We start from the raw sequence: 21,955 nt of genomic DNA, 5'->3' as shown, positions 1-21,955 counted from the left end.
CTCCTTTTATAAAAGACCTTTCATCTCGCTTACTGCGGTAGGAAGCCCCGCAAAAAGCGAACGGGTAATAATGGAAAAACCAATATTCATACAGGTCATTCCGCCGATATCCGCCACGGCTAAAACATTGTGGTAATCAAGCCCGTGCCCGGCGTGTACTTCCAAGCCGAGTTCGTTGGCCAGCAGGGTGGACAAAGCCAAATCCTGTAGGCATTTTTGGGCTTTTTTAGAGGTGGTAGCCTCGCTATAATCGCGCGTGCAGAGTTCCACAATATCCGCACCGAGTTTAGCCGCCGTGCGGATATCCGCCGCCACGGGGCTGACAAAGAGGCTGACTAAAATTTTCTTTTTATGCAGGTTTTCAATCATCTGCATCAGGCGTTTGGTTACCTTCGGGGTAAATTTAAGACCGCCAGTAGTGGTTACTTCACCCGGTTCTTCGGGTACGATGCAAACGGAGAAAGGTTTGTGCTTAAGAGCTGCCTTTTCCAATTCCGGGGTGTAAGAACATTCCAAATGAATTTTACCGGGAAACGTTTTGCACAGGCGGGAAACATCTTTTTCGTTAATATGGCGGGCATCTTTGCGAAGATGCACTACAATATAGTCCGCCCCCGTGCTTAAGCAGAGGGACGCGGCATCTACCGGATCCGGGTACGGGGTACGGCGAGCCTGGCGCAAAGTTGCTACATGGTCTATGTTTACTCCCAATTTCAAACTCATTAAAGCACCTCTGTTTTTTGTTTATACAAATCTTCCACTTCCTGCATCACACGATCTACCAACACTTCGTCTTCTCCTTCTACCAAAATGCGAAGTTTCGGCTCGGTACCACTATAACGCACAATCACACGGCCTTTGCCGTGCATGATTTTTTCGATTTCGCTCACCCCGGGCAAGAATCCGTCCAAACTTTCCAAGGCAGGTTTCTGCGAGACGGAAATGGCTTTTAATTTGCTGGGGTAGCGTTTCCATTGGTCGGCAAAATAACTGACCGGTTTTCCGGAACGCTTTACATACTGCAGAAATTGAAGGGCTGACAAAATGCCGTCCCCGGTATTGGCGAAATGGCGGAAGATGATATGGCCGGAAGTTTCCCCGCCGATGGATAAATTCCCTTTTTCAAGGGCTTCGGAAACATATTTATCCCCCACAGTGGTCAATTCCACATCTACACCATGTTCTTTTAAGTAGTTTATACAACCCAAGTTGGCCATAATGGTAAGGACTGCTTTATTGCCTTGGAGCGAACCTTCTTCTTTCATACAAAGAGCGGAAGAAGCGATGATATTATCCCCGTCCAATTGGCGGCCTTTTTCGTCGCTGACCATTACGCGGTCTGCATCTCCGTCGAAACTAAACCCGATAAAAGCATTTTCTTTTACGGTCAGTTCTTGCATAAATTGAGTGTGAAGCGCCCCGACATTATGATTGATATTTGTGCCGTTGGGTTTGGCGGCGGTAACGGTTAGATTCATACCCAAACCGGCAAATACATTTACCGCAACTTTATAACTTGCCCCGTTGGCACAATCGAGCACCACTTTGGTTCCTTTAAATAGCGACGCATCAACCGTGGACATTAAAAATTGTTCGTAGAATTTAACCAAAGATTCATCTTCCGTAAAAGTACCCGTAGGAGCGGGAACGGAAGACAACGATTCTATTTCGGCCTCAATGGAATTTTCCAATTCTTCCGGCAATTTAGTACCGTGATTGGTAAAAAATTTAATGCCGTTAAATTCGGCCGGATTATGGCTGGCGGAAATAACAACCCCGCACAAACTGCCGGTGTGTTTGACTAAATAGGCTACAGCCGGAGTGGGGGCAATCCCCACGCTGATTACATTTACGCCTGCCGCACGGATACCTTTTTCCAAAGCGGCTAAAATGGCCGGGCCCGAAGCGCGGGAATCTTGCGCAATAATTACTTGGGGTTTTAGGTGCTCGGCTTGGGCATATTCTTTTAATTCGCGAAGAGCGGCGTAGCCCAATTTTTGAATAAAATCATCCACCAACGGAAACTGACCGGCAACGGCGCGGATTCCATCGGTTCCAAAATACTTTGCCATGTAGAAACTTCCTTTTGTACGCGGGCCTTTTCCAAACAGGCGAGCGGACGGTAATTTCCCGTTACAGAGAAGATAACTTACTCAAAAAGTTCCGGCTGGCGGGGCTCGGCCTGTTCGGCTTTGGGCTCCTGCGTTTCTTCTTGGGGGTTTTCTTCTGCTGCGGGCTCAAGCGGAGCGTCCTCTTTCGCGACGGGTTTTAAGCCCAGGATTTCGTCAATTTCGTTGGATTCCACCACTTCTTTTTCCAAGAGGGTTTCCACCAATTTATCAAACGCGGCGCGATTTCGGGTAATAATATCCTTCGCACGCGTGTAGGACGACTTAATTAAATTCAAAATTTCCTCATCGATGGTCTTAGCGAGTTCTTGCGAATAGGTGTTGTGACGGGAAATATCGCGCCCCAAGAACACTTCCCCTTCTTCCCCGGAAGGAAGTGCCACCGGGCCCAATTTTTCGCTCATACCCAATTCGGTAACCATTTTGCGGGCATAGGCCATGGTTTTGTTGAGGTCATCACTGGCACCGGAAGTAATTTCGCCAAAAACGATTTCTTCCGCCGCACGGCCGGCCAACAAGATGCACAACTTATCCAATAATTCGGATTTGCTGGTTAAGAATTTGTCTTCCAAAGGAAGTTGTAAGGTATAACCCAATGCCTGACCGCGAGGGATAATGGTTACTTTGTGAACCGGATCGGAGTGGTTCGTCATACGGGCAACCACCGTATGCCCCACCTCGTGCGCGGCAATGATGCGTTGTTCGTGTTTAGAGATAATACGGCTCTTTTTTTGCGGGCCGGCAATGACCCGTTCCACCGCTTCGTCCATATCCGTTTTGGTAACGGCATCTTTATCGGCGCGGGCAGCCAAAATGGCGGCTTCGTTAATAACATTGGCTAAATCTGCCCCCACAAAACCGGGCGTCCCTTTGGCCACTGTTTTCAAATCTACTTCCGCGGAAAGTTTCACTTTTTTGGCGTGTACTTTCAAAATTTCTTCGCGCCCTTTCAAATCAGGCGCAGGCACGGAAATGTGACGGTCAAAACGACCGGGGCGAATAAGAGCCGGATCCAACACATCGGGACGGTTGGTAGAGGCCATTAAAATAATACCCTGTTTGCTTTCAAAACCGTCCAGTTCAATAAGCAGTTGGTTGAGGGTTTGTTCGCGTTCGTCATGCCCGCCGCCGATACCGGCAAAGCGACGACGACCCACCGCATCTAATTCATCGATAAAAATAATGGCGGGGGAATTCTTTTTGGCTTGGTCAAACAAGTCGCGCACGCGGGCGGCACCCACCCCTACGAACATTTCCACAAATTCGGAAGCGGATGCGGAAAAGAAGGAAACCCCGGCTTCTCCCGCGACGGCCTTGGCAAGCAGGGTTTTACCCGTACCGGGAGCCCCGTAAAGGAGCACCCCTTTGGGGAGTTTTCCGCCCAATTTTTGGAATTTTTTAGGATTCTTTAAGAATTTAATAACATCTTGCAGTTCTTCTTTCGCCTCGTCGCACCCGGCAACATCTTTGAAGGTAACGGACTGTTTGGAAGGATCCTGCATTTTGGCTTTGGAGCGGGCAAAGTTCATTGCACTTCTGCCGTCGTTTCTTTGCGGGCGGATAAAAATGAACCACCACAACCCGATAAGAAGAACAATCCAAAGAACATTGAAAAGAATACTGCCTATCCAACTTCTATCCTGTTGGGCTTTGTATTTAACATTGGCAGCAGTCAGTTCTTGCACAAGATTCGGGTCTTCCATGCGCACCGTTCTAAACGGAGCAAACTGGCCCTGTTCGTTTTTGTACATACCGGAAATCATACCCGGGGCTACTGTTAAATCCGACACTTCCGCCGCGGCCACTTTATGTTTGAATTCGGAATAGTCCAAAACGGCTTCTTTCACTCCCGGCTTGTTGAAAAAGAAAACAGCCAAAGCGAAAATAATCAGCCAACCTAAAATTTGGCCGAAGGAAACAATTTTGCGGTTGTTCGGATTTTTGTTCTTCATTATTTCTTAAATACTCCAATATAAGGCAAGTTGCGGTACAGTTCGTTGTAGTCCAACCCGTACCCGATGACAAATTCGTTTTCGATAGTAAACCCTACATATTTGGCATGCACATCCGCTTTACGGTTGCAGGGTTTATCAAGCAAGCAGCAAATTTCGATGCTGGCAGCACCGCGGCTTTTTAAGTTACCCATCAAATATTCCAAGGTAAGCCCGGTATCTACAATATCTTCTACGATTACCACATGGCGTCCCTTGATACTTTCGCGCAAATCGAGCATGGTGCGCACTTGACCCGTGCTGGAAGTGCCGGCATAGGAGGACAAGCACATAAAGTCCATATTGCAATCTACGCTGATGTTTTTCATCAGGTCAGAGTAAAACAAAATGCAGCCGCGCAAAATACCCACAAACAACGGTTGTTTGCCGCGGTAATCCGCAGAAATCTGGCGGCCCAGTTCGGCCACTCTTTTAGATAATTGTTCTTCCGAAAATAAAACACGTTCCAAAATGGGGTTTTCAGGCATAAGCCCTCCAATAGAGAATATACATATAGGATACCTTTTTTCCTCCATAAAAGGAAGGGGGAAATAAAACACTTTAAAAGCAATTTGTTTCTGCAGAAAAAAGAATTATAATGATAATAAGTATGCATCGGAGGTACTTTTATGAGAATTTGTTTGATTTTACTCCTTTCATTGCTCGGTTTTCAGCCGTTGTTTGCGCAACGGTCTCCCTTTGCCGTTCCTCCTCGACAGGATATGGAGCAACAGCTGATAAAAAACCTGAAAAAGAAGTTTAATCTGCCCGCGCAATGCCCTTTTCCAGACTCTTTTCCAAGCGCAGAGGCTCTCCAAAAATTGAAAGAGCTTCAAAACCGAGACACCTGGGAACATATTTCTTGGAAAGATTTCTTGAAACTCAATGAACGTGCCAAAGAAAGAGAATTATGTTCTTGCAGGCTGGACACGCGCTTTGCTGAAAAAGCCTCCCAATGCCCCGTACCTATTCCGTGGGAAGAATTTCTCGTTACGACCCCCGGATACCCCGACTATGAAAAGTTACTTCAAAACGAAAAACTGATTTATATTGCAGAAAGCAATAACCACGATACCAAAAGTGCCCCGCAAGAGGTCGCTAAAATTTTACGAGCTGTGCGCAAAATTAACCCAACAGCAAAAATCTTACTGGCGGCGGAATTTGCAAGATGGTTTTTTCCTTTGAATGAAATCAATCTCCTGCAGGAACATCTTGAATACTATTCTTCTTGTTGCGGTTATTTTAAGTCCCTGACTCCAGAAAAAAAAGCAGAATACTGCCAACTACAAAAACTATCAATAGAAGAAGTGGAAAAGCACTGCCAAGAATTTGGCCGCTATCTTAAAGAAGAGAAAGAGTTTTTAGCACCCTTTTCTTCCGCGCCTCTTCTAAAAAAAGCGAGGGATCCATTCTATTTTGTTAGCAATAAAGAATATGCCCCCGTGTTTCAAACGGCAGACGAACAACGAATTGACTTATTGGCTTTAGATGACCATGTAATAGAAACAACACAACAAGGCGACATCGGAGTAAAGGTTGGAAAATTTTGGGTAGAGGTCCCCAAAAAAGTTTCCATTCCACAGATAACTTCCGACAGAGAAGAAGACTTGTCAAACCTTCTTAAGGTTTCTTCGTGGGGAGTATTCGAAAGAACCCGAGACTGGGCCCAACGTATAAAGGCCGTTCTGCCGGAGTATGATGTTGTACTTGTTTACGCAGGCGACGGACATCTTGATTTTACCTACTTTACTGACTTGCAACCCTTGGTGGGGGCAAAACCTTTCATGAATATATCGCTATCTCCGCTGGAAAGTTTACCACCAGAAATACAAGAACAGTATGCCAAAAGGGATAAAGTGGCTGAAGAAAACGGTTATCTCCAGAATGGTGAATTCGCTAAAGAATTAGAAAAAAGGATTATCGAAGAGAGTTTGGTAGTATTTGAAAAAGTATGGGAAGAAAATACCCCGCCTTTTTGGATTCTTGCTGATGATAGGAAAGAAGAGACTTTTCTTATGCAAAATAAGGACAAAATAACACAAGAATGGCTGGATGATATGAAAAGGTGCTCGCCCGAAGTTACCTCTACAAAAGACATACTAGTAGTTCTTCCGGCAGAATAGCTGTTTTTGCATGATTTTTAAAACCCCCGAGGTTAAACTCGGGGGTTGTTGTTTAGCGGCCAAAGAGTTTTTCTACTTCTTTCATTTTCAGTTGCGCTACACAGGGTCGTCCATGCGGGCAATGCATACCGTCTTTGCACTTTTTCATATCCTCTAGCAAAGTTTCGGCCTCCGCAGCGGAAATTTGATCGTGCGCTTTGATGGCTTTTTTGCAAGCAAGCATGGCTACCATCTTCCGTTTGAGTGTTTCGGTAGATTTGGTTGGATCTCCCACAACCTGTGCTAAAGAAATGATAAATTCCTTCATATCATCTTCCTTAAACCGAATCATATACGGCAAAGTATGCACTTGCACGGTACGGGCGGAAAAAGGTTCTATTTCAAAACCGGCCGTCTTTAAGAAATCACTCCAGGAAAGGAGCGTTTCCAAGTTAGACGGAGGTAAATCTACCCGAATCGGAAACAAGAGTTTCTGCACTTTTACGCTATGGCGTTCGAATTCATCCAAATAATGTTCGAACAACACCCGTTCCTGCGCGGCATGTTGATCGATAAGCACCAGTCCCTGCGGATTTTCAAACAACAAATAACTTCGCTGAAGTTGCCCCAAATAGTGATACGGCCCCTGGTACCAAGAAGGTTCCCCCTCGACGGGCAATACAAAGGCTTGGCTTTCCTCCTTCACTATTTCTTCTTTTGCGGGAACAGTAAGCGGTTTGGCTGTATAGTCCACCGGTTCCTCCGTTTCCCGTAACAAATACCCGGTATTATGCGGGAAATCCGTTTGAGCGGGAAAAGCCTGTTCCAGAAACGAAGAGGTTTGCGTTTGTGTTATTGGGGAAGGGGCCCGGGTAAACAGTTGCTCTGCCGCGGGTTGCGCCGCCGCAGGAAGGGAAACTGCCGGAGATTCTACGGACACTTCAATAGGTTGGGTGTTTTGAAAAACGGTTTCTCCGGCCGCGTGCATAATAAAGCCGAACACTCTGTTTTCATTTACGAAACGGATATCGCGTTTTTGCGGGTGAATATTCACATCAAAATCAGCCGGGGGAAGCGTCATATAAGCCACAAAAGCGGGGTGGCGGTCTTTCGGCCGGACATTTTGATAGGCCTTATAAATAGCCTGTTGCACAATTTTGGAATCAATCGGCCGTCGGTTTACAAACACATATTGCATATCCCGCACATTGACGAGTTTATCGGCAGGCGTCAGCAAAATTCGTAAGCCCATTTCTTCGAACTCTTTATATAACAAACATTGGGCTACCTCTTCTCCCAAAATATCTTTGGCGCGTTGTACGGCAGCTTGAGGCAAGGAACCTGTTTGGGCGGGCAAATCGTACACATCGCGCCCGTTGACTGTTACGCGGTAAGAAACCTGCAAATTGGCCAGGGCACTTTCTTCAATTACTTTTAAGAGACAAGCGCGTTCATACGAATCGCTTTTTAAGAATTTAAGACGGGCCGGTGTATTGAAAAACAGGTCGCGAATTTCCACCGTGGTTCCTTTAATGGAAGGAGCCGGGCTTTTGGAAACCACTTTGCCTGCGTGAATTTCCAAACGGTTACCGGGGCCTTCGCCCGTACAACTGGTAAGGGCCATGCGGGACACGGCCGCCACGGAGTATAAGGCTTCTCCGCGAAACCCGAAAGTATTTAAGTGTTCCAAATCTCCAAACGAACCGATTTTGCTGGTGGCATGGCGCAATACGCTTAAAGCCAAATCTTCTTCGTTCATGCCACAGCCGTTATCGTTAATGCGAATTAAATCTTTACCGGAGCCTTCTATGGTAATGTTAATACAACTGGCTCCCGCATCTACCGCGTTTTCTAAAAGTTCTTTGAGAACTCCCGCAGGACGCTCGATTACCTCGCCCGCGGCGATTTTTCCGGCTGTTTTTTCATCTAAAATGCGTATATTACTCATTGATTCGTTTCTTCCATTCGCAAATTAACTGCAAGGCTTGCATGGGGGTTAATTTATCCGGGTCGGCCAGTTTGATTTCTTCCACAATAGGCGAAGAAAATAAATCTTTGACCATATCCTGTTCTTTAGCGGATATTTTTGCCCCTTTTTTGGCTTCCAAATCTTTAAGCACTTTTTTGGCACGCAAAGTACACGCGGCAGGTAAACCTGCCAATTCCGCCACATGGATACCATACGATTGATCCGCCGCTCCGGGTAAAATTTGGTACAGGAAAGCCAACCGGGTTTCGCCACCGGCATCTTTGTATTCTTTTGCTTCTACATGGTAATTGCGCACACTTTCGTACTTGTTTTCCAAGTCAATCAGTTCAAAATAATGGGTAGCAAACAATACCTTCGGCCCGCCTTGCGGTTTATAAAGATACTCGACAATCGACCAGGCAATGGAAATCCCGTCAAAGGTAGAGGTTCCGCGGCCGACTTCATCAAGCAAAATAAGGCTGCGCGGAGTCATGGACGCCAAAATATGTGCGGTTTCGTTCATTTCTACCATAAAGGTGGAATTGCCGCGACCCAAAGCATCATGCGCACCGATACGCGTCATTATTTTATCCACAATACCGATATGCGCCGAAGCTGCCGGCACAAAACTGCCCATTTGAGCCATAATTACCACGATAGCGGTTTGTTTTAGGAACACGCTTTTCCCACCCATATTGGGGCCGGTGATCAGCATGATTTGGTTTTTGGGAGTACCGATTTGTAAACGATTCGGCACAAAACTACCCGCGGGCAAAGTGGCTTCCACCAGCGGATGACGGCCTTGTTCGTACTCTATACAAGTGCTGTTATCTACGGTCGGTTTTACATAATGTTCCTTCATCGCGCACAACGCCAGTGACATATACACATCTAATTCCGCCACAATCTGCCCGAAGGCTTTTACATGGTCAATTTGAACAGCCAGCGTTTTGCGTACTTGATCAAACAGGGCACTTTCCAAGCGGATAATTTTTTGTTCGGCATTTAAGATTTTATCTTCCAACGCCTTTAATTCTTCGGTAATAAAGCGTTCCGCGTTTACCAGTGTTTGCTTGCGGACATAGTTGTACGGTACTTTTTCGATATGGCTTTTGGTAACTTCGAAATAGTAGCCGAAAACGGAGTTAAACCCTACTTTTAAGGTAGCAATGCCTGTTTTTTCCCGCTCGCGAGCGCAGATTTCTTCCATGCATTTACTGCCATTTTGTTTTAAGGAACGAAGTTCGTCCAATTCGGCATTATACCCTTTGCGAATTACATGTCCGTCCGACAGGCGAAGAGGCGGGTTTTCATCAATGGCATCGTACAAAGTGCGCGCCATATCCAACAAAACAGACAAGTGATGCTTAAAACGTTCGCACAAATGAGGGGATATTTCGCCGTAATTTTCAAACCAACGGGAAATAGGGTCTACACTCAGCAAAGAGTGGCGCAAGCCGGACAAATCACGCGGAGAAGCGGTGCCCGTTGCGGTGCGCGTCATGATGCGCTCCACATCGGAAATGTTTTCCAATAGTGCACTTAAATCCGCCAAGGCCGATTGATTGTTCACAAAGGCTTCCACGCAATCCTGCCGTTGAGCAATGTCACCGGGATCCATTAACGGGTGCAAAATCCATTCTTTTAATTTGCGGCTGCCGATAGCCGTTTTGGTTTTATCAAGCAACGCCCACAAACTTCCCGCCCGTCCGCCTTCCTGGCTTTTGACAAGTTCCAAGGAAGCTACGGCATTTTCGTCAATTTGCAATCTGTCTTTCAATTCGCGGTAAGAAGGAATCAAAACGGCTTTGAAACTGGGCTCCGTTACACTTAAATACTTCATGATTTGTAACGCACAAGATAAAGCTTTTTTGTGTTCCCCCCACGCGGCCAACGCAGGCCAATTTTCCGGGAGGGTATAGTCCCCGTCAAAAGGTGCTTGCTCGGTAAGGGTCAGCGTACCGGGTAAAACGACTTTGGTTTTAAGCGTATCAAGAGATTCTTTATCCCCGATAATTTCGGAAGGGTTGATAGCAGCCAAAACAGAAGCCAAATTGGTAAGGGAATCATCTTTATCGTTTTGGTTGACCCAAAATTCCCCGGTGGAAACTTCCACACAAGAAAGCGCCCACCCCTTTGCATACACAGAAACACTCACTAAATAGTTGGATTGGTTGGCATCCAGCAAAGAATCTTCCATTAAAGTTCCGGGCGTAATAACCCGCGTAACCTTGCGCTCGAAAAGTTTAGTATTTTTATCCATCACGGAACTGGTTTGTTCGCAAATGCCGATTTTTTTACCGGCATTAAGCAAACGCACGATGTAATTATTCGCCGCATGATACGGAATCCCGCACATCGGCACACCGTGGCGGGCCGTAAGCGTAAGCCCTAAAATGGCACTTACTTCTTTGGCCTGGTCGCCAAACATTTCGTAAAAATCGCCTAATCGAAAGAACAAAACAATGCCCGGGTGTTTGGCCCGAATCTCGTTGTACTGTCTCATTAAGGGGGTAGTGGTTGTTTTCTGCATAGGGATATTTTAGCAATTTTCGCGCGTTCGTGCCCGACGAAAAAACTGGCCATTTTGTTGTTCTTTTTATCAGGCGGCCTTAGAAAGAATAATGACAGAAAAATTATTTTTTGTTATAATATTTGTACCTAGTTGTTTAAGTAAAAACGCCGGGGCAATGCTCCGGCAGCGATTTGTTCGGTAGGATGGCTGAGCGGTCAAAAGCAACGGTCTGTAAAACCGTCGGGCTACGCCCTACATAGGTTCGAATCCTATTCCTACCACCATTTAACCCTGCGGCAAAGCGCTTAAGTGCGTGGCCGCGGGGTTTTTTATTGTAGGAAAGAAACACCAACTTCCCCTCAAAAAAGCACCCCGGCCGAAACCGGGGTGTTTACACAAAATACTTTTCTATCGAACTTACAGAGATTCTTTTAATCCGCCGATTAAGTCCAACAGAGGGCGTTTGGCTTCGCCGCCGCCTTGAGCAAAGTCCGGACGACCGCCGGCACGACCGTTCAAGTCGGCCGCAATCATCTTGGCCACGGTTACCGCATCGGTATTGGGTAACTTACCGGCCATTTTTACTACAAAGGAGCGTTTGCCGTCTTTATCACAAGCCACCACCACTAAGGCTTGCTGGTATTTTTGAGCAATGGTATCGGCGATATTGCGCAGTTCCTTCGGTTCGGCCCCTTCGGCATTACGCACCACTAAGGTGGTTCCGTTGTTCATGGTGAAGGAAGTTTCATTGACGCCACCGGCCGCCAAGGTTTTTTCTCTAAATTGCGTGAAACGTTTTTTCACATCTTTCAGTTCGTCCATAATGGCATTAACGCGAGAGAAAACATCTTTGGCGGGAACAACCAGGCGGGAGGCCAATTCGTCGGCCTGTGCGTTTACATTTTTCAAATAATCTAAGGCCGCGTATCCGGCAACCCCTTCAATACGGCGAACCCCGGCAGAAACGGAGCCTTCCTTCAGCACCAATACAGTCATTACTTCGGCCGTATTTTTCACGTGCGTTCCGCCACAGAGTTCCAAACTGTATTTATCTTCGGGTTTATCAAAACTGCCGCCCATAAGCACAAAGCGGGCCGGGTCGGCATAAGTTTCGCCCAACAAGGTTACCGCACCCAAACGGTCGGCATCGGCCAACGGGCGTTCTTCACACGCAACGGGCAAAGAGGCCTCCGCGGCCGCATTGGCAATTTTCCAAGCCTTGTTAAGTTCTTCGGCAGACGGAGTTTTGGAAAGGGTATAGTCAAAGCGGAAGCGTTCTGGGGAAACAAAAGAACCGCTTTGGTGAACGGTAGAACCGAACACTTGGCGCAAAGCCGCGTTCACCAAGTGAATGGCACTGTGGTTAGCCATACAGCGTTTGCGGCGGGCGGCATCTACGGATAAAGTAACTTCTTGGCCTTTTTGAAGCACACCGGTTACTTTATGTAAAAATACCTTTCCAAGCGGTTTTTGCGTATCGGTAACGCGGGCAACTTCCGCCCCGTTTGCCAACACACAACCCGTATCGCCTACCTGACCGCCGGACTCGGCATAGAAAGGAGTTTGGTTGAATACGGCATAGCCTTCCCCGCTTAAAGAATCTACAAACTCAAATTGTTCGTTTAACAAAGCCAACACGGTGGCAGGAGCCGTTAAATCGTTATAGCCCACAAACACCGTGACGGGATAGCCGTTTTCCACCTTTTGCAAGATAACAGCTTTTTCTTTGGAAAATTCATCGGCATAAGAACGGCTTTTTTCCTGCGCGGCCGATTTGGCTTTTTCGTAACCTGCTTCATCTACCGTTACGCCTTTGGCGGCGGCAATTTCTTTGGTCAGTTCCAGCGGGAAACCATACGTTTCATGCAAGTGGAAGGCTTCTTCGCCCGGCAAGGTCTTTACGCCGTCCGCAAGCAACGCGGCCAGTTTTTCTTCCCCGGTTACCAAGGTTTTTAAGAAGGTTCCTTCTTCCTGTTTCAACACATCTTGGATATGTTGCAGGTTTTTATCGATTTCCGGATACAAGCCGTCAAAAATACCTTGCACCACGGGAACCAATGTATAGAGATAGGGTTTTTCGTTGCCCATCAATTTAGCATAGCGAGCCGCACGGCGAATCAAGCGGCGCAAAATATAACCGCGGCCTTCGTTGGCGGGCAAAATGCCTTCCGCAATCAAGAAACTGGAACTGCGGACATGGTCGGCAATGATGCGAAGCGCGGAAATTTCTTCCTTCGTTTCGCCTTTGATATTCAAATCTTTTTGGGCTTGTTTGGTAAGCGGAGTGAACAGGTCGGTTTCGAACACATTGCGCGCATCTTGCATAGCCATGCACAAGCGTTCCAACCCCATACCCGTATCAATGTTTTTGTGCGGCAACGGGTTCAAGGTGCCGTCTTCTTGGCGGTCAAACTGAGTGAAAACTAAGTTCCAAATTTCCACGTAGCGCCCGCAGTTGCAGGTGATGTCGCAGTTAGGGTTGGTGCAACCTTTGTCCCCGAAGTCGTAATAAATTTCCGAACACGGCCCGCACGGCCCGGTGGGGCCCATCGTCCAGAAGTTGTCGGCTTCGCCCAATTCAAAAATACGGTCGGCCGGCACATATTTTTGCCAAGCCAGGTAGGCTTCTTCGTCGCGGGGCGCGATGCCGCCTTTGTAGATGCTGACGGAAAGTTTTTCGGCCGGGATTTGTAACACTTTTGTTAAGTATTCCCAAGCCCAGGCAATGGCTTCCGTTTTGAAATAATCACCAAACGAGAAGTTGCCTAACATTTCAAAGAAGGTCAAATGGCGTTCGGTAAAACCTACACTGTCGATATCCGTGGTGCGTACACATTTTTGGCAAGTGGTAGCATTTTTGAGCGATTTATCAATTCCCAAAAAGTTGGGCTTAAACTGCACCATGCCCGCCGAAGTAAAGAGTAAGGTAGGATCCGAGTGAGGAATAAGGGAACTCGAGGGAACTACCGGGAGCCCCTTGGAGTGGAAAAATTGTAAATAACCGTTTCTGATTTCTGTGCTTTTTTTCATAAGACCTTCTTTATCAATAAACATATATAGTTAAATTATATCAAATACAGAGCCGACCGAAAGAGCCCCCGAAAAAAACTTTCTTTTGTTATAATTTCTAAAAGAGGAGCAAACGATATGAACAAAATTTTTGGATATTTGTTGTTGTGCGTAGGACTTTTGATGATATTTTTTTCCGTTTTGAGTATGTATAAAGTATTTGCAGACCGCCAACCTGTCGCCCCGGTGGTGCAAATGAAAGATATGCAAATTGCTACCCAATACGGCCCGATGCAAATTCCCATGCAGGCGGTTAATACATTGGCCAATGTAGGGTTGTTTGCCGTTTTTATGCTTTTTATTTTGGGTGCGGGCGGCAGAGTGGCCGTGGTAGGCGTAAATATGATTAAAATGGAACGCTTGCGCGAAGCGCTGCTTCTTTCCCGACAAAAAATAGAAGACGAAACCTTGAAAAAATTATGAAAATTCGTTTTATCTTAAACCCCAAAAGCGGTAAAAATACCACCGACACGGAACACCTGGCCCGTTGCATACAACTTAATTTCCCGGGTGCGGATATGCGCCTGACAAAAGCCCCCAATCACGCTACCGAACTGGCCGCAGAAGCCGCTGCTCAGGGCTTCGAGGCGGTGGTGGCTATCGGCGGAGACGGCACCATTAACGAAACGGCCCGCGGGCTTGTGGGCACACAAACGGCCTTGGGGGTTATTCCCCGCGGTTCCGGCAACGGCTTTGCGCGCGAAATCGGCATGCCGATGCTGTTTGAAGAAGCCGTTATGCGCTTACAAAAGGGACATATTGTTCCTTGCGATATCGGCCGCGCAAACGGAGAACTATTTTTGAATTTAGCCGGGGTCGGCATTGAAGCCGAAATTGCCTGGCAATTTATGCAACACGGCCAAACAGGCCAACGCGGAAAATGGCCTTATTTCAAATTGGGGGCTAAAACGGTGTTTTCGTATGTACCCGAAGTGCTGACGGTAGAAACCGACGGGCACACACAAACCTCTTCTCCGCTTACTTTGGTGTTTGCCAACGGCCGCCAATACGGAAGTAATTTCAAAATTGCTCCCCAAGCGAGCCTGACCGATGGGCTGTTGGATATGGTAGCCGTAGCCGATGCCCCGAAATGGAAACTCGCCTTGGCGGCGCCTTCCTTTTTTACGGACAAGTGGCGCCCGTTCGGGTTGACGCAAACCGCGCATATCAAAAAAGCCCTGATTACCAAGCCGGGCAAATTGGTGTATCATTTAGACGGCGAGCCGCGCCAAACTGCTGACCGTTTGGAAATTACCTTGGAAGAAAAAGCCCTGCTTGTTTTATTCCCGGAAAAATAACCATGGCAAAACGCAAAAAAACAACTTTCAAACTTACCAAAAAATCGGCCAAATGGTGGGCGAGTTTAATTGTGGCCGTCATTGTGGGTCTGTTGCAACAACAAGGCAAACCCCTTTCCCAATCAAGCGACACCCCGGAAACCCAAGCCTTTGAAAATGTATCCGTTGCCTCTGTTTATGACGGGGACACCTTCAAAATAAACCTGAACTGTTCCGTAGCCGTTTATTGCGAAAAAGTACCCGTGCGGGTGTTGGGGGTGGACACACCCGAAATAAAAGGTAAAACCGCCAAAGAAAAACGCCTGGCCCAAAAAGCCAAAGCGTTTACAAAAAATTTTTTAGCCCAAAGCCCTGTTTTGCTGACGAACTGCGGGAGGGACAAATACTTCCGCCTGTTATGCGATGTAACCAACGGACAAGGAAAAGACTTAGCCCAAGAACTCATTAAAAAGGACCTGGGCTATTCCTACGAAGGCGGGAAAAAATCTTCCCGTTATCAGTAATTTTTAACAAACTCAAAAAAGGGGCCCGCAGGGCCCTTATTTATTTTAATTCGTTTTAGTTTTTTATTTTTTATGAAGCAAATACCATTGGATAGATAAAATGGTTTTAGCGTCCGTAATTTCGCCTTTTTCAATCATGCGAACCACTTTTTTGAGCGGAAATTTTTGCAAGTTCAAAAATTCGTCTTCATCGGGGGAATCTTTCCCGCGGGTAAGCCCTGTGGCTAAATAAAGGTGTTGTTCTTCATTGGAAAAGGCATTACAGGGGTGAAATACCAAAATTTCCTTTAAGGTTTTGGCACGCAGGCCCGTTTCCTGCTTTAGTTCGGCACGGGCACAAGCCAAAAAACTTTGCCCCTTCTCGCGTTTGCCGGCAGGGATTTCCCAGGTGGCTTGTTTAATGGGGTAGCGGTACTGTTGCACCAAATATACATCTTCCCCCTCTATCGGCAATACGCCGCTGGCGCCTTGGTGGTCAAAAAAGATGCGGGTGGAGGTATGCCCGTTTAGCAATTTTACTTCGTCTAATTTCACTCCCAAAACCCCTTTGAAGAGCGTTTTGGAAGAAATTTTTGTTTCTTTTAATTTACTATAATGTTTCATATAAATATCTTAATACTTTGGGCCCCGTCCCGCAAGCCGTGGCCCTGCGCATCAGCCGCCGTTTTTCCATTTTGTAAGGATTTTTATTATGGCCCAATTTGTACATCTTCATAACCACACAGAATACTCTTTGCTCGACGGTATGCTCCGCATTTCCGAAAATCATAAACCGTCCAAATTTTTGAAAAGTTTGGTGGAACAGGGTATCCCGGCCATTGCCATGACCGACCATGGGAATATGTACGGCGCACTTGATTTTTACGAATCGGCACGCGGGGCGGGCATCAAGCCCATTGTAGGGTGCGAATTCTACATTACCGAAGGGAAATATACCGAAAAAGACAAATCCCGCACCGGGCACTTAACTCTGCTGGCCCGCAATCACGAAGGGTACTTAAACCTCATGAAACTAAACTCCCACGCATGGGTGGACGGGTTCTATTATCACCCGCGTATCGATAAAGAACTCTTAGCCAAACATAGCGGCGGACTTTTGTGTTTATCGGGTTGCTTGAAGGGGTTTTTATCCCAATATGTGCGCGAAGAGGGCGGTTTTGAAAAAGCCTGTGCGCTTGCCAAGGAATACGAAGATATCTTCGGTAAGGGAAACTATTATATTGAACTCATGGACCACGGTATCCGCGAGGAAGTGGAATCTATCCCTCTACTTAAAGATGTTTCCAAACGCACCGGTATCCCCGTGGTGGCCACCAACGACTGCCACTACGAAAAAAAGGAAGATTGGGAAGCCCACGATGTGCATGTGTGCATTTCCACGGGCAAAACCCTCAACGACCCCAAGCGTATGCAAATGTCGCACGAATTGTATTTCAAATCGCCCGAAGAAATGCATGCCCTGTTCTCCCACACGCCGGAAGCCTGCGCCAACACGTTGGAAATCGCAGAGAAATGTAATTTGGAATTTCCCAAACACGGGTTTATCTTGCCCAAATTTGATATCCCGCCGGAATTTTCTTCCTCTTCCGAATACTTCAAAGACCTCTGCCGCAAAGGCCTCACCCAAAAAATGGACGGCCAAGTGCCCGAAAAATACTGGAAACAACTGGAATACGAATTTAATGTTATTATCACCATGGGGTTCGATTGTTACTTCCTCATCGTGCAGGACTTCATCAACTGGGCACGCGCAAACGGTATCCCGATAGGGCCGGGGCGCGGTTCGGGCGCGGGCTCTTTGGTGGCTTACAGTTTGGATATTACCCGCGTGGATCCGATTCAAAACAAACTGCTTTTCGAACGCTTTTTGAATCCCGACCGCGTCAGCATGCCGGACTTGGATATCGATATGTCCGATGCCGGGCGCGAACGCGTCATCGACTATGTGCGCGGGAAATACGGGCATGATAAAGTTTCCCAAATCATTACCTTCGGAACCATGAAAGCCAAATTGGCCCTGAAAGATGTGGCACGCGTAATGGAAGTGCCCGTGGCCGAAGCAAACCGCATTGCTAAAATGATTCCCAACGACCCCAAAATGACCTTGGAAAAAGCGTTGGAAATTCAGGAACTGAAAAACGAAATCGACAAAAACCCCCAAAGCAAAAAACTGTTTGATATGGCCCGTAAAATAGAAGGGTTAAAGCGTCACACAGGTATCCATGCGGCCGGGGTGCTGATTACCAAAGATGCCGTATCCGAATATGTGCCTTTGGCGCGCGGCGCAAGAGATGCTATTACCACTCAGTTTGAAGGCGAACCCTGCTCCAATTTAGGGCTTTTGAAAATGGACTTTTTGGGGCTGCGTACCCTTACCGTTATCGACAATGCGGAAAAAATGATCAGAGAACGCCATGACCCCCATTTTGATATTAACAAAATCCCGCTGGACGATAAAAAAACCTACGATATGCTTTCCGCCTGCAAAACATTGGGTATTTTCCAATTAGAAAGTGGCGGTATGCGCGATTTAATCAAAAGGCTTCAACCCTCGCAATTTAGCGATCTGTCCGCCTTGGTGGCACTCTATCGCCCCGGGCCGATGGAATCGGGCATGATGGATATGTTTGTGCGGCGCAAAAGCGGACAGGAAAAAATCGAATACGAAACCCCCCTCTTGGAAGAGCCATTGAAAGATACCTACGGTTGTATGCTTTACCAAGAACAAATCATGGAAATTTCCAAACGGCTGGGCGGTTTCACGCCCGGCGAAGCCGACACTTTGCGTAAGGCCATGGGGAAAAAGAAAATCGACGTCATGGAAAAGTTCGGTAAACAATTTGTGGAGGGATGTAAGGAACAAAAAATTCCCGAAAAAACCGCTTCTCATATTTACGAACAGATGAAGGCTTTTGCAGGTTACGGTTTTAACAAATCTCACTCCTACGCTTATGCCCTTGTTTCCTATCAAACGGCCTACTTAAAAGCCAACTATCCCATTGAATTTATGTGTTCGGCACTTACCAACGAAATCGGCCACAATGCTATCGGGGCAGACGATAAAGAAAATAAAATCGTTACCTATTTGGAAGAAGCCCGCAGCATGGGATTTGAAATTTTACCGCCTGATGTGAACGCCTCCCAACCCGAATTTTCCGTAGAAGAGAAAGATGGGAAAGAGTGTATCCGCTTTGCATTGGAAGCCATTAAAAATGCCGGAGAAGAAGGTTGTATTTCTATTGTAGAAGAACGCAAAAAAGGCGGGACTTACAAATCGTTGGAAGATTTATGCGGACGAATTGATTTGTTCCAAGCGAACAAAAAAACGATTGAAAGTTTAACTAAAGCCGGCGCCTTGGACAGCATGGCCCCGGGACAAGACCCCAAAATCACGCGGGCAAACATTTTGGCAAATATAGACGATGCCATCGACACCGCCCACTTGGTTGCTAAAGAAAAAGAACAGAACATGGGCAACCTGTTCGGGGACGATTTTTCCTCGGTATTGAGTTTCAAGAAAAAAGCCACCGCCACAGTACGGCCGCTGACCATGAGCGAATTGTTAAATTACGAAAAAGAAGTCCTCGGCTTATTTTTCAGCGGACATCCCATGGAAAAATACCAAAGCAATTTGAAACAATTAAATTGCACCCCCATTATCGATATTTTGGAAGGCCGCGCAGAAGGAAGGCTTAGCGTGCTGGGAATTGTAACCCTTTTCAAAAAACGCCAAAACAAAATGAAAAAAGAGTGGGCGCAAATGGTAATTGAAGATTGCACGGGTTCCATTATGGTAAATGCTTTCCCCAAAGCCTATGAAAATATGAGTCATAAATTGGGCCCCAATGCCATTTTGAACTTCATGGGAAATGTACGCGTAGATGACGAAAGCGCGCGCATTGAAATCAACCTGCAAGATGTCAGCAACATAACGGACTTGATTGCTAACCGCGCCAAGGAATTTACCGTCAGTTTACCGGCTGATTACACGAAAAACCAATTGGAAAAATTGAAAAATTACTTGGAAATGACCCGCGGCGCCACTGCCGTCTATTTAGAAGTGCCGTCCAAGGAAAATCCCAAAAAGATGCACCGCATTCGTACCAGTAAACGCATCATTTTACACAAGAGTCTTCTAGACTTTGTGGAAAACGAGTTGGGAACTTCTTGGAGTTTTAAGTAAATTCGTTTGGTTTTGGATAGGAGAAGAGAACGCCTTGTTCCCTTCCCCTTTATTATGCTATAATAAATAGGTAGTCAAAACCCATTTAAGCCCAGTTGGCGCAGGGGTAGCAACACAAAGTTCGTCTCCTTTTCCTTTCTAAAACCCTTCAACGTTTATCCTTTCTCTTCCCGATTCCTCGTTTTTTGCAGTTTTTTGCTGTTTTTTTGAACCTTTATGTAAATTTTTTTCGGGTTTTTTGGAAAGATTTTGGTTTAATTTAGATTAGAATAATTAAGCATTTTAGATTAATTTTCTTCGCCTTCACTGATTTTTCATTTAATCCCTTAAAAAGCCTATTTATCCACTATACTATTTACATAGGGAACTAGCGGGTAATAGCGTTTGTAAAACAAACGGTCTAACGCGAGTATGAGGGTTCCTTCCGTACTCATCGCATAAAGGCGAAAATCTGCCTATGCCTACTCTTTGCTTATTAATGTCTATTTTTTAGGACCCAATTTCTACTTTTTAGACAGCAATTTAAAATCAAGGTCTCTCCTCATCCAAGGACCTTGAAGAACTATCCAATAAGAAGAGCAACCACTAATAATTCTATTAGCGTAAAACCTTTTTCATGCGTAACAACAATCCTCCTAAGAAAGTTGATTAGTACAGTCTTTTTTAAGTAACTTTCAAATAAAAATTTCTACAATGGCTTTTACGGCTTAACTGACAACAACATAAACAAGGCAGGTAAAATGCAAATTATCTTACCTTTATCGTATCAAAAAACAGGTCAAGTCCTTTTATTTTTTCCCCTTTTTCCCTCCAATAAAATCGTTTATTTTCCTCATTACCCCATTACATTATAAGTTGTCTTTAGCTGAGTTTTATGTTATTATGATGTAGATATCATAAGTAAACAGAGAGGTATAGATATGCCAAAGTTATTTACATTACAAGGACGTTTGTCCAGAATCGGATATTTGAAATGGTCTATTGTTTTGATGCTGCTAATGATAGTGTTTTTTTTACTCATTTTCGGTTCGTTCGTTTTGGCCGCAGACTCTAATAATGCTGTGTTTATAATAGCACCCTTTTTGTTTCTTATTAGTGCCGTTCTCTGGGGCATGGTAGCCCATATTTGTATTACCGTAAGACGGTTACATGATTGCGGAATGCCTGGGCTTTTGTCCTTACTGTTATTTACAGGGGTAGGGCAAATTTTATCAATTATATTGTTATTTATCCCCGGAACGCAAGGCGATAACCAATACGGTCCGGCTCCTGAATCAGGATATTAACAAACTGAGATGAAACGGCCCCGGGTGTAAGCTCGGGGTTTATTGTGAGCAATAGTTATAAAACTATATATATTTAATCTATATAATAGAAACTGCCCGTCCCACCACAGATAATACAATTTTTCAACACCCGTTAGAGCTTTGGTAACTCCAATATAACATTGTCCAAGAAAACCATCTTTTTAACTATTTTAAAAATTATCCAAAATTTGCCTATTTATAGAGCAAAACAAACTGTCTAAAAAAACGTTCAGATTGTGTCCAAAATCCACAAAAAAAGCAAAAAGGTATGTTTAAAAAAACACTTTGCTTGTTTTATCCTCTCCTCTTATTTAGCACCTCTCCGACGAGAAAATTGATATTGGCTGGGTTATTTGCTATAATAAATAAGTAGTCAAAACCCATTTTAGCCCAGTTGGCGCAGGGGTAGCGCGTTCCCTTGACATGGGAAAGGTCATAGGTTCAAATCCTATACTGGGCACCATTTAAAAGTCCTCGTTTTACGACGAGGATTTCTTATTTTATACTGATTTTATGGTCTGTCTAGGCCCGCGCCCCAAAGGGCCGTTTTTTGCGCGTTTTTGCAGGTTTTTGTAGTTTTATTGTCAATATTTTGGCAATGGACTTTTGCAATACAAACAGAGCATTTGGATTGTTTTAATTGGCAATTTGGCAAAATGCCTACGTCTGAGAGTGCAATCCGCCACGGGAAAGGCGAAAAGAGGCGTTTATTGGCCATTTTTAGCGAAGTGTAGCAAAAGTTAGCGGCTATAGGCCGTTATAATTGGCTCGGCGAAAATAAGGTTAGCGAAGGATAGCGACTAAGTTTAGATGATAACATTGCAAAAACAAAAATCTGGATTCCAAAAAAATATCTAGGTCAAAAAATTTTTTGAAAAATTTTACGGAG

The 21,955-nt window shown here is 45.7% G+C and carries 15 protein-coding genes and 2 tRNA genes; 8 read left to right on the top strand and 9 right to left on the bottom strand.

What is annotated here, in order from left to right:
- Positions 1-6: 6 nt before the first annotated feature.
- The 4 genes from E7027_03380 to hpt form a co-directional block, all read right to left on the bottom strand.
- A complete protein-coding gene (locus E7027_03380; GenBank protein ID MBE6421161.1) occupies positions 7-723 on the bottom strand; it encodes a pyridoxine 5'-phosphate synthase in 717 nt (238 codons plus the stop codon).
- Positions 723-2,072, bottom strand: coding sequence for a phosphoglucosamine mutase (gene glmM / locus E7027_03375; protein ID MBE6421160.1), 1,350 nt, complete (start codon positions 2,070-2,072; stop codon positions 723-725). Before glmM ends, E7027_03380 begins: the two co-directional genes overlap by 1 nt.
- Positions 2,073-2,149: 77 nt before the next feature.
- Positions 2,150-4,084 carry an ATP-dependent metallopeptidase FtsH/Yme1/Tma family protein gene (locus tag E7027_03370; GenBank protein MBE6421159.1) on the bottom strand — a complete coding sequence of 645 codons (1,935 nt, stop codon included), beginning with the start codon at positions 4,082-4,084 and terminating at the stop codon, positions 2,150-2,152.
- The gene (gene hpt, locus E7027_03365; protein ID MBE6421158.1) at positions 4,081-4,608 is read right to left on the bottom strand and encodes a hypoxanthine phosphoribosyltransferase; all 528 of its coding nucleotides are present in this window, start codon (positions 4,606-4,608) and stop codon (positions 4,081-4,083) included. Before hpt ends, E7027_03370 begins: the two co-directional genes overlap by 4 nt.
- A gap of 141 nt (positions 4,609-4,749) precedes the next feature.
- On the opposite strand from hpt, the gene E7027_03360 reads away from it, so the two are divergent.
- Positions 4,750-6,243 carry a hypothetical protein gene (locus tag E7027_03360; GenBank protein MBE6421157.1) on the top strand — a complete coding sequence of 498 codons (1,494 nt, stop codon included), beginning with the start codon at positions 4,750-4,752 and terminating at the stop codon, positions 6,241-6,243.
- A 52-nt stretch (positions 6,244-6,295) separates the two neighbouring features.
- Here E7027_03360 and mutL read toward each other — a convergent pair whose 3' ends face one another.
- Complete coding sequence (gene mutL, locus E7027_03355; protein MBE6421156.1) at positions 6,296-8,170, bottom strand: DNA mismatch repair endonuclease MutL; 1,875 nt, start codon at positions 8,168-8,170, stop codon at positions 6,296-6,298.
- A complete protein-coding gene (gene mutS / locus E7027_03350) occupies positions 8,163-10,724 on the bottom strand; it encodes a DNA mismatch repair protein MutS (protein ID MBE6421155.1) in 2,562 nt (853 codons plus the stop codon). Before mutS ends, mutL begins: the two co-directional genes overlap by 8 nt.
- A gap of 179 nt (positions 10,725-10,903) precedes the next feature.
- Here mutS and E7027_03345 point away from each other — a divergent pair.
- Positions 10,904-10,990, top strand: a tRNA-Tyr gene (locus E7027_03345).
- A 133-nt stretch (positions 10,991-11,123) separates the two neighbouring features.
- Here the strand turns inward: E7027_03345 and alaS are convergent.
- A complete protein-coding gene (alaS, locus tag E7027_03340) occupies positions 11,124-13,760 on the bottom strand; it encodes an alanine--tRNA ligase (GenBank protein ID MBE6421154.1) in 2,637 nt (878 codons plus the stop codon).
- Between the two features lie 93 nt (positions 13,761-13,853).
- On the opposite strand from alaS, the gene E7027_03335 reads away from it, so the two are divergent.
- The 3 genes from E7027_03335 to E7027_03325 are packed head-to-tail and all read left to right on the top strand — an operon-like array spanning position 13,854 to position 15,576.
- Positions 13,854-14,198: a hypothetical protein gene (locus tag E7027_03335; protein ID MBE6421153.1), complete on the top strand. Its 345-nt coding sequence runs from the start codon at positions 13,854-13,856 to the stop codon at positions 14,196-14,198.
- Positions 14,195-15,073 (top strand): YegS/Rv2252/BmrU family lipid kinase, encoded by an 879-nt coding sequence (locus E7027_03330; protein MBE6421152.1) that lies wholly within the window; start codon positions 14,195-14,197, stop codon positions 15,071-15,073. The genes E7027_03335 and E7027_03330 overlap by 4 nt, the downstream gene beginning before the upstream one ends.
- 2 nt (positions 15,074-15,075) lie before the next feature.
- Positions 15,076-15,576 carry a hypothetical protein gene (locus E7027_03325; GenBank protein ID MBE6421151.1) on the top strand — a complete coding sequence of 167 codons (501 nt, stop codon included), beginning with the start codon at positions 15,076-15,078 and terminating at the stop codon, positions 15,574-15,576.
- A gap of 63 nt (positions 15,577-15,639) precedes the next feature.
- On the opposite strand, the gene E7027_03320 is transcribed toward E7027_03325, so the two are convergent.
- Positions 15,640-16,179, bottom strand: a complete 540-nt coding sequence (locus E7027_03320) for an NUDIX hydrolase (protein ID MBE6421150.1) — start codon at positions 16,177-16,179, stop codon at positions 15,640-15,642.
- A gap of 88 nt (positions 16,180-16,267) precedes the next feature.
- On the opposite strand from E7027_03320, the gene dnaE reads away from it, so the two are divergent.
- Positions 16,268-19,759 (top strand): DNA polymerase III subunit alpha, encoded by a 3,492-nt coding sequence (dnaE, locus tag E7027_03315; protein ID MBE6421149.1) that lies wholly within the window; start codon positions 16,268-16,270, stop codon positions 19,757-19,759.
- 562 nt (positions 19,760-20,321) lie between these two features.
- On the opposite strand, the gene E7027_03310 is transcribed toward dnaE, so the two are convergent.
- On the bottom strand, positions 20,322-20,408 hold the full coding sequence (locus E7027_03310) for a prepilin-type N-terminal cleavage/methylation domain-containing protein (protein MBE6421148.1): 87 nt from the start codon (positions 20,406-20,408) through the stop codon (positions 20,322-20,324).
- Positions 20,409-20,679: 271 nt separating this feature from the next.
- Here E7027_03310 and E7027_03305 point away from each other — a divergent pair, with 271 nt between their 5' ends.
- Together E7027_03305 and E7027_03300 are read left to right on the top strand one after the other, a co-directional pair.
- Complete coding sequence (locus E7027_03305; GenBank protein ID MBE6421147.1) at positions 20,680-21,045, top strand: DUF805 domain-containing protein; 366 nt, start codon at positions 20,680-20,682, stop codon at positions 21,043-21,045.
- 409 nt (positions 21,046-21,454) lie between these two features.
- A tRNA-Val gene (locus E7027_03300) sits at positions 21,455-21,529 on the top strand.
- Positions 21,530-21,955 lie beyond the last annotated feature (426 nt).

The sequence above is a fragment of the Elusimicrobium sp. genome, assembly GCA_015062115.1.
In the GTDB taxonomy this organism is placed as follows: domain Bacteria; phylum Elusimicrobiota; class Elusimicrobia; order Elusimicrobiales; family Elusimicrobiaceae; genus Avelusimicrobium.
This window is presented reverse-complemented; position numbering and strand designations above follow the sequence as displayed.

What these genes read in the sequence shown, in the direction of transcription:
- E7027_03325 (MBE6421151.1), top strand. Translation starts at nt 15,076, where the DNA reads ATGGCAAAACGCAAAAAAACAACTTTCAAACTTACCAAAAAATCGGCC.
- E7027_03320 (MBE6421150.1), bottom strand. Translation starts at nt 16,179, where the DNA reads ATGAAACATTATAGTAAATTAAAAGAAACAAAAATTTCTTCCAAAACG.
- E7027_03360 (MBE6421157.1), top strand. Translation starts at nt 4,750, where the DNA reads ATGAGAATTTGTTTGATTTTACTCCTTTCATTGCTCGGTTTTCAGCCG.
- E7027_03380 (MBE6421161.1), bottom strand. Translation starts at nt 723, where the DNA reads ATGAGTTTGAAATTGGGAGTAAACATAGACCATGTAGCAACTTTGCGC.
- dnaE (MBE6421149.1), top strand. Translation starts at nt 16,268, where the DNA reads ATGGCCCAATTTGTACATCTTCATAACCACACAGAATACTCTTTGCTC.
- hpt (MBE6421158.1), bottom strand. Translation starts at nt 4,608, where the DNA reads ATGCCTGAAAACCCCATTTTGGAACGTGTTTTATTTTCGGAAGAACAA.
- E7027_03335 (MBE6421153.1), top strand. Translation starts at nt 13,854, where the DNA reads ATGAACAAAATTTTTGGATATTTGTTGTTGTGCGTAGGACTTTTGATG.
- alaS (MBE6421154.1), bottom strand. Translation starts at nt 13,760, where the DNA reads ATGTTTATTGATAAAGAAGGTCTTATGAAAAAAAGCACAGAAATCAGA.
- E7027_03330 (MBE6421152.1), top strand. Translation starts at nt 14,195, where the DNA reads ATGAAAATTCGTTTTATCTTAAACCCCAAAAGCGGTAAAAATACCACC.
- mutL (MBE6421156.1), bottom strand. Translation starts at nt 8,170, where the DNA reads ATGAGTAATATACGCATTTTAGATGAAAAAACAGCCGGAAAAATCGCC.
- E7027_03305 (MBE6421147.1), top strand. Translation starts at nt 20,680, where the DNA reads ATGCCAAAGTTATTTACATTACAAGGACGTTTGTCCAGAATCGGATAT.
- mutS (MBE6421155.1), bottom strand. Translation starts at nt 10,724, where the DNA reads ATGCAGAAAACAACCACTACCCCCTTAATGAGACAGTACAACGAGATT.
- glmM (MBE6421160.1), bottom strand. Translation starts at nt 2,072, where the DNA reads ATGGCAAAGTATTTTGGAACCGATGGAATCCGCGCCGTTGCCGGTCAG.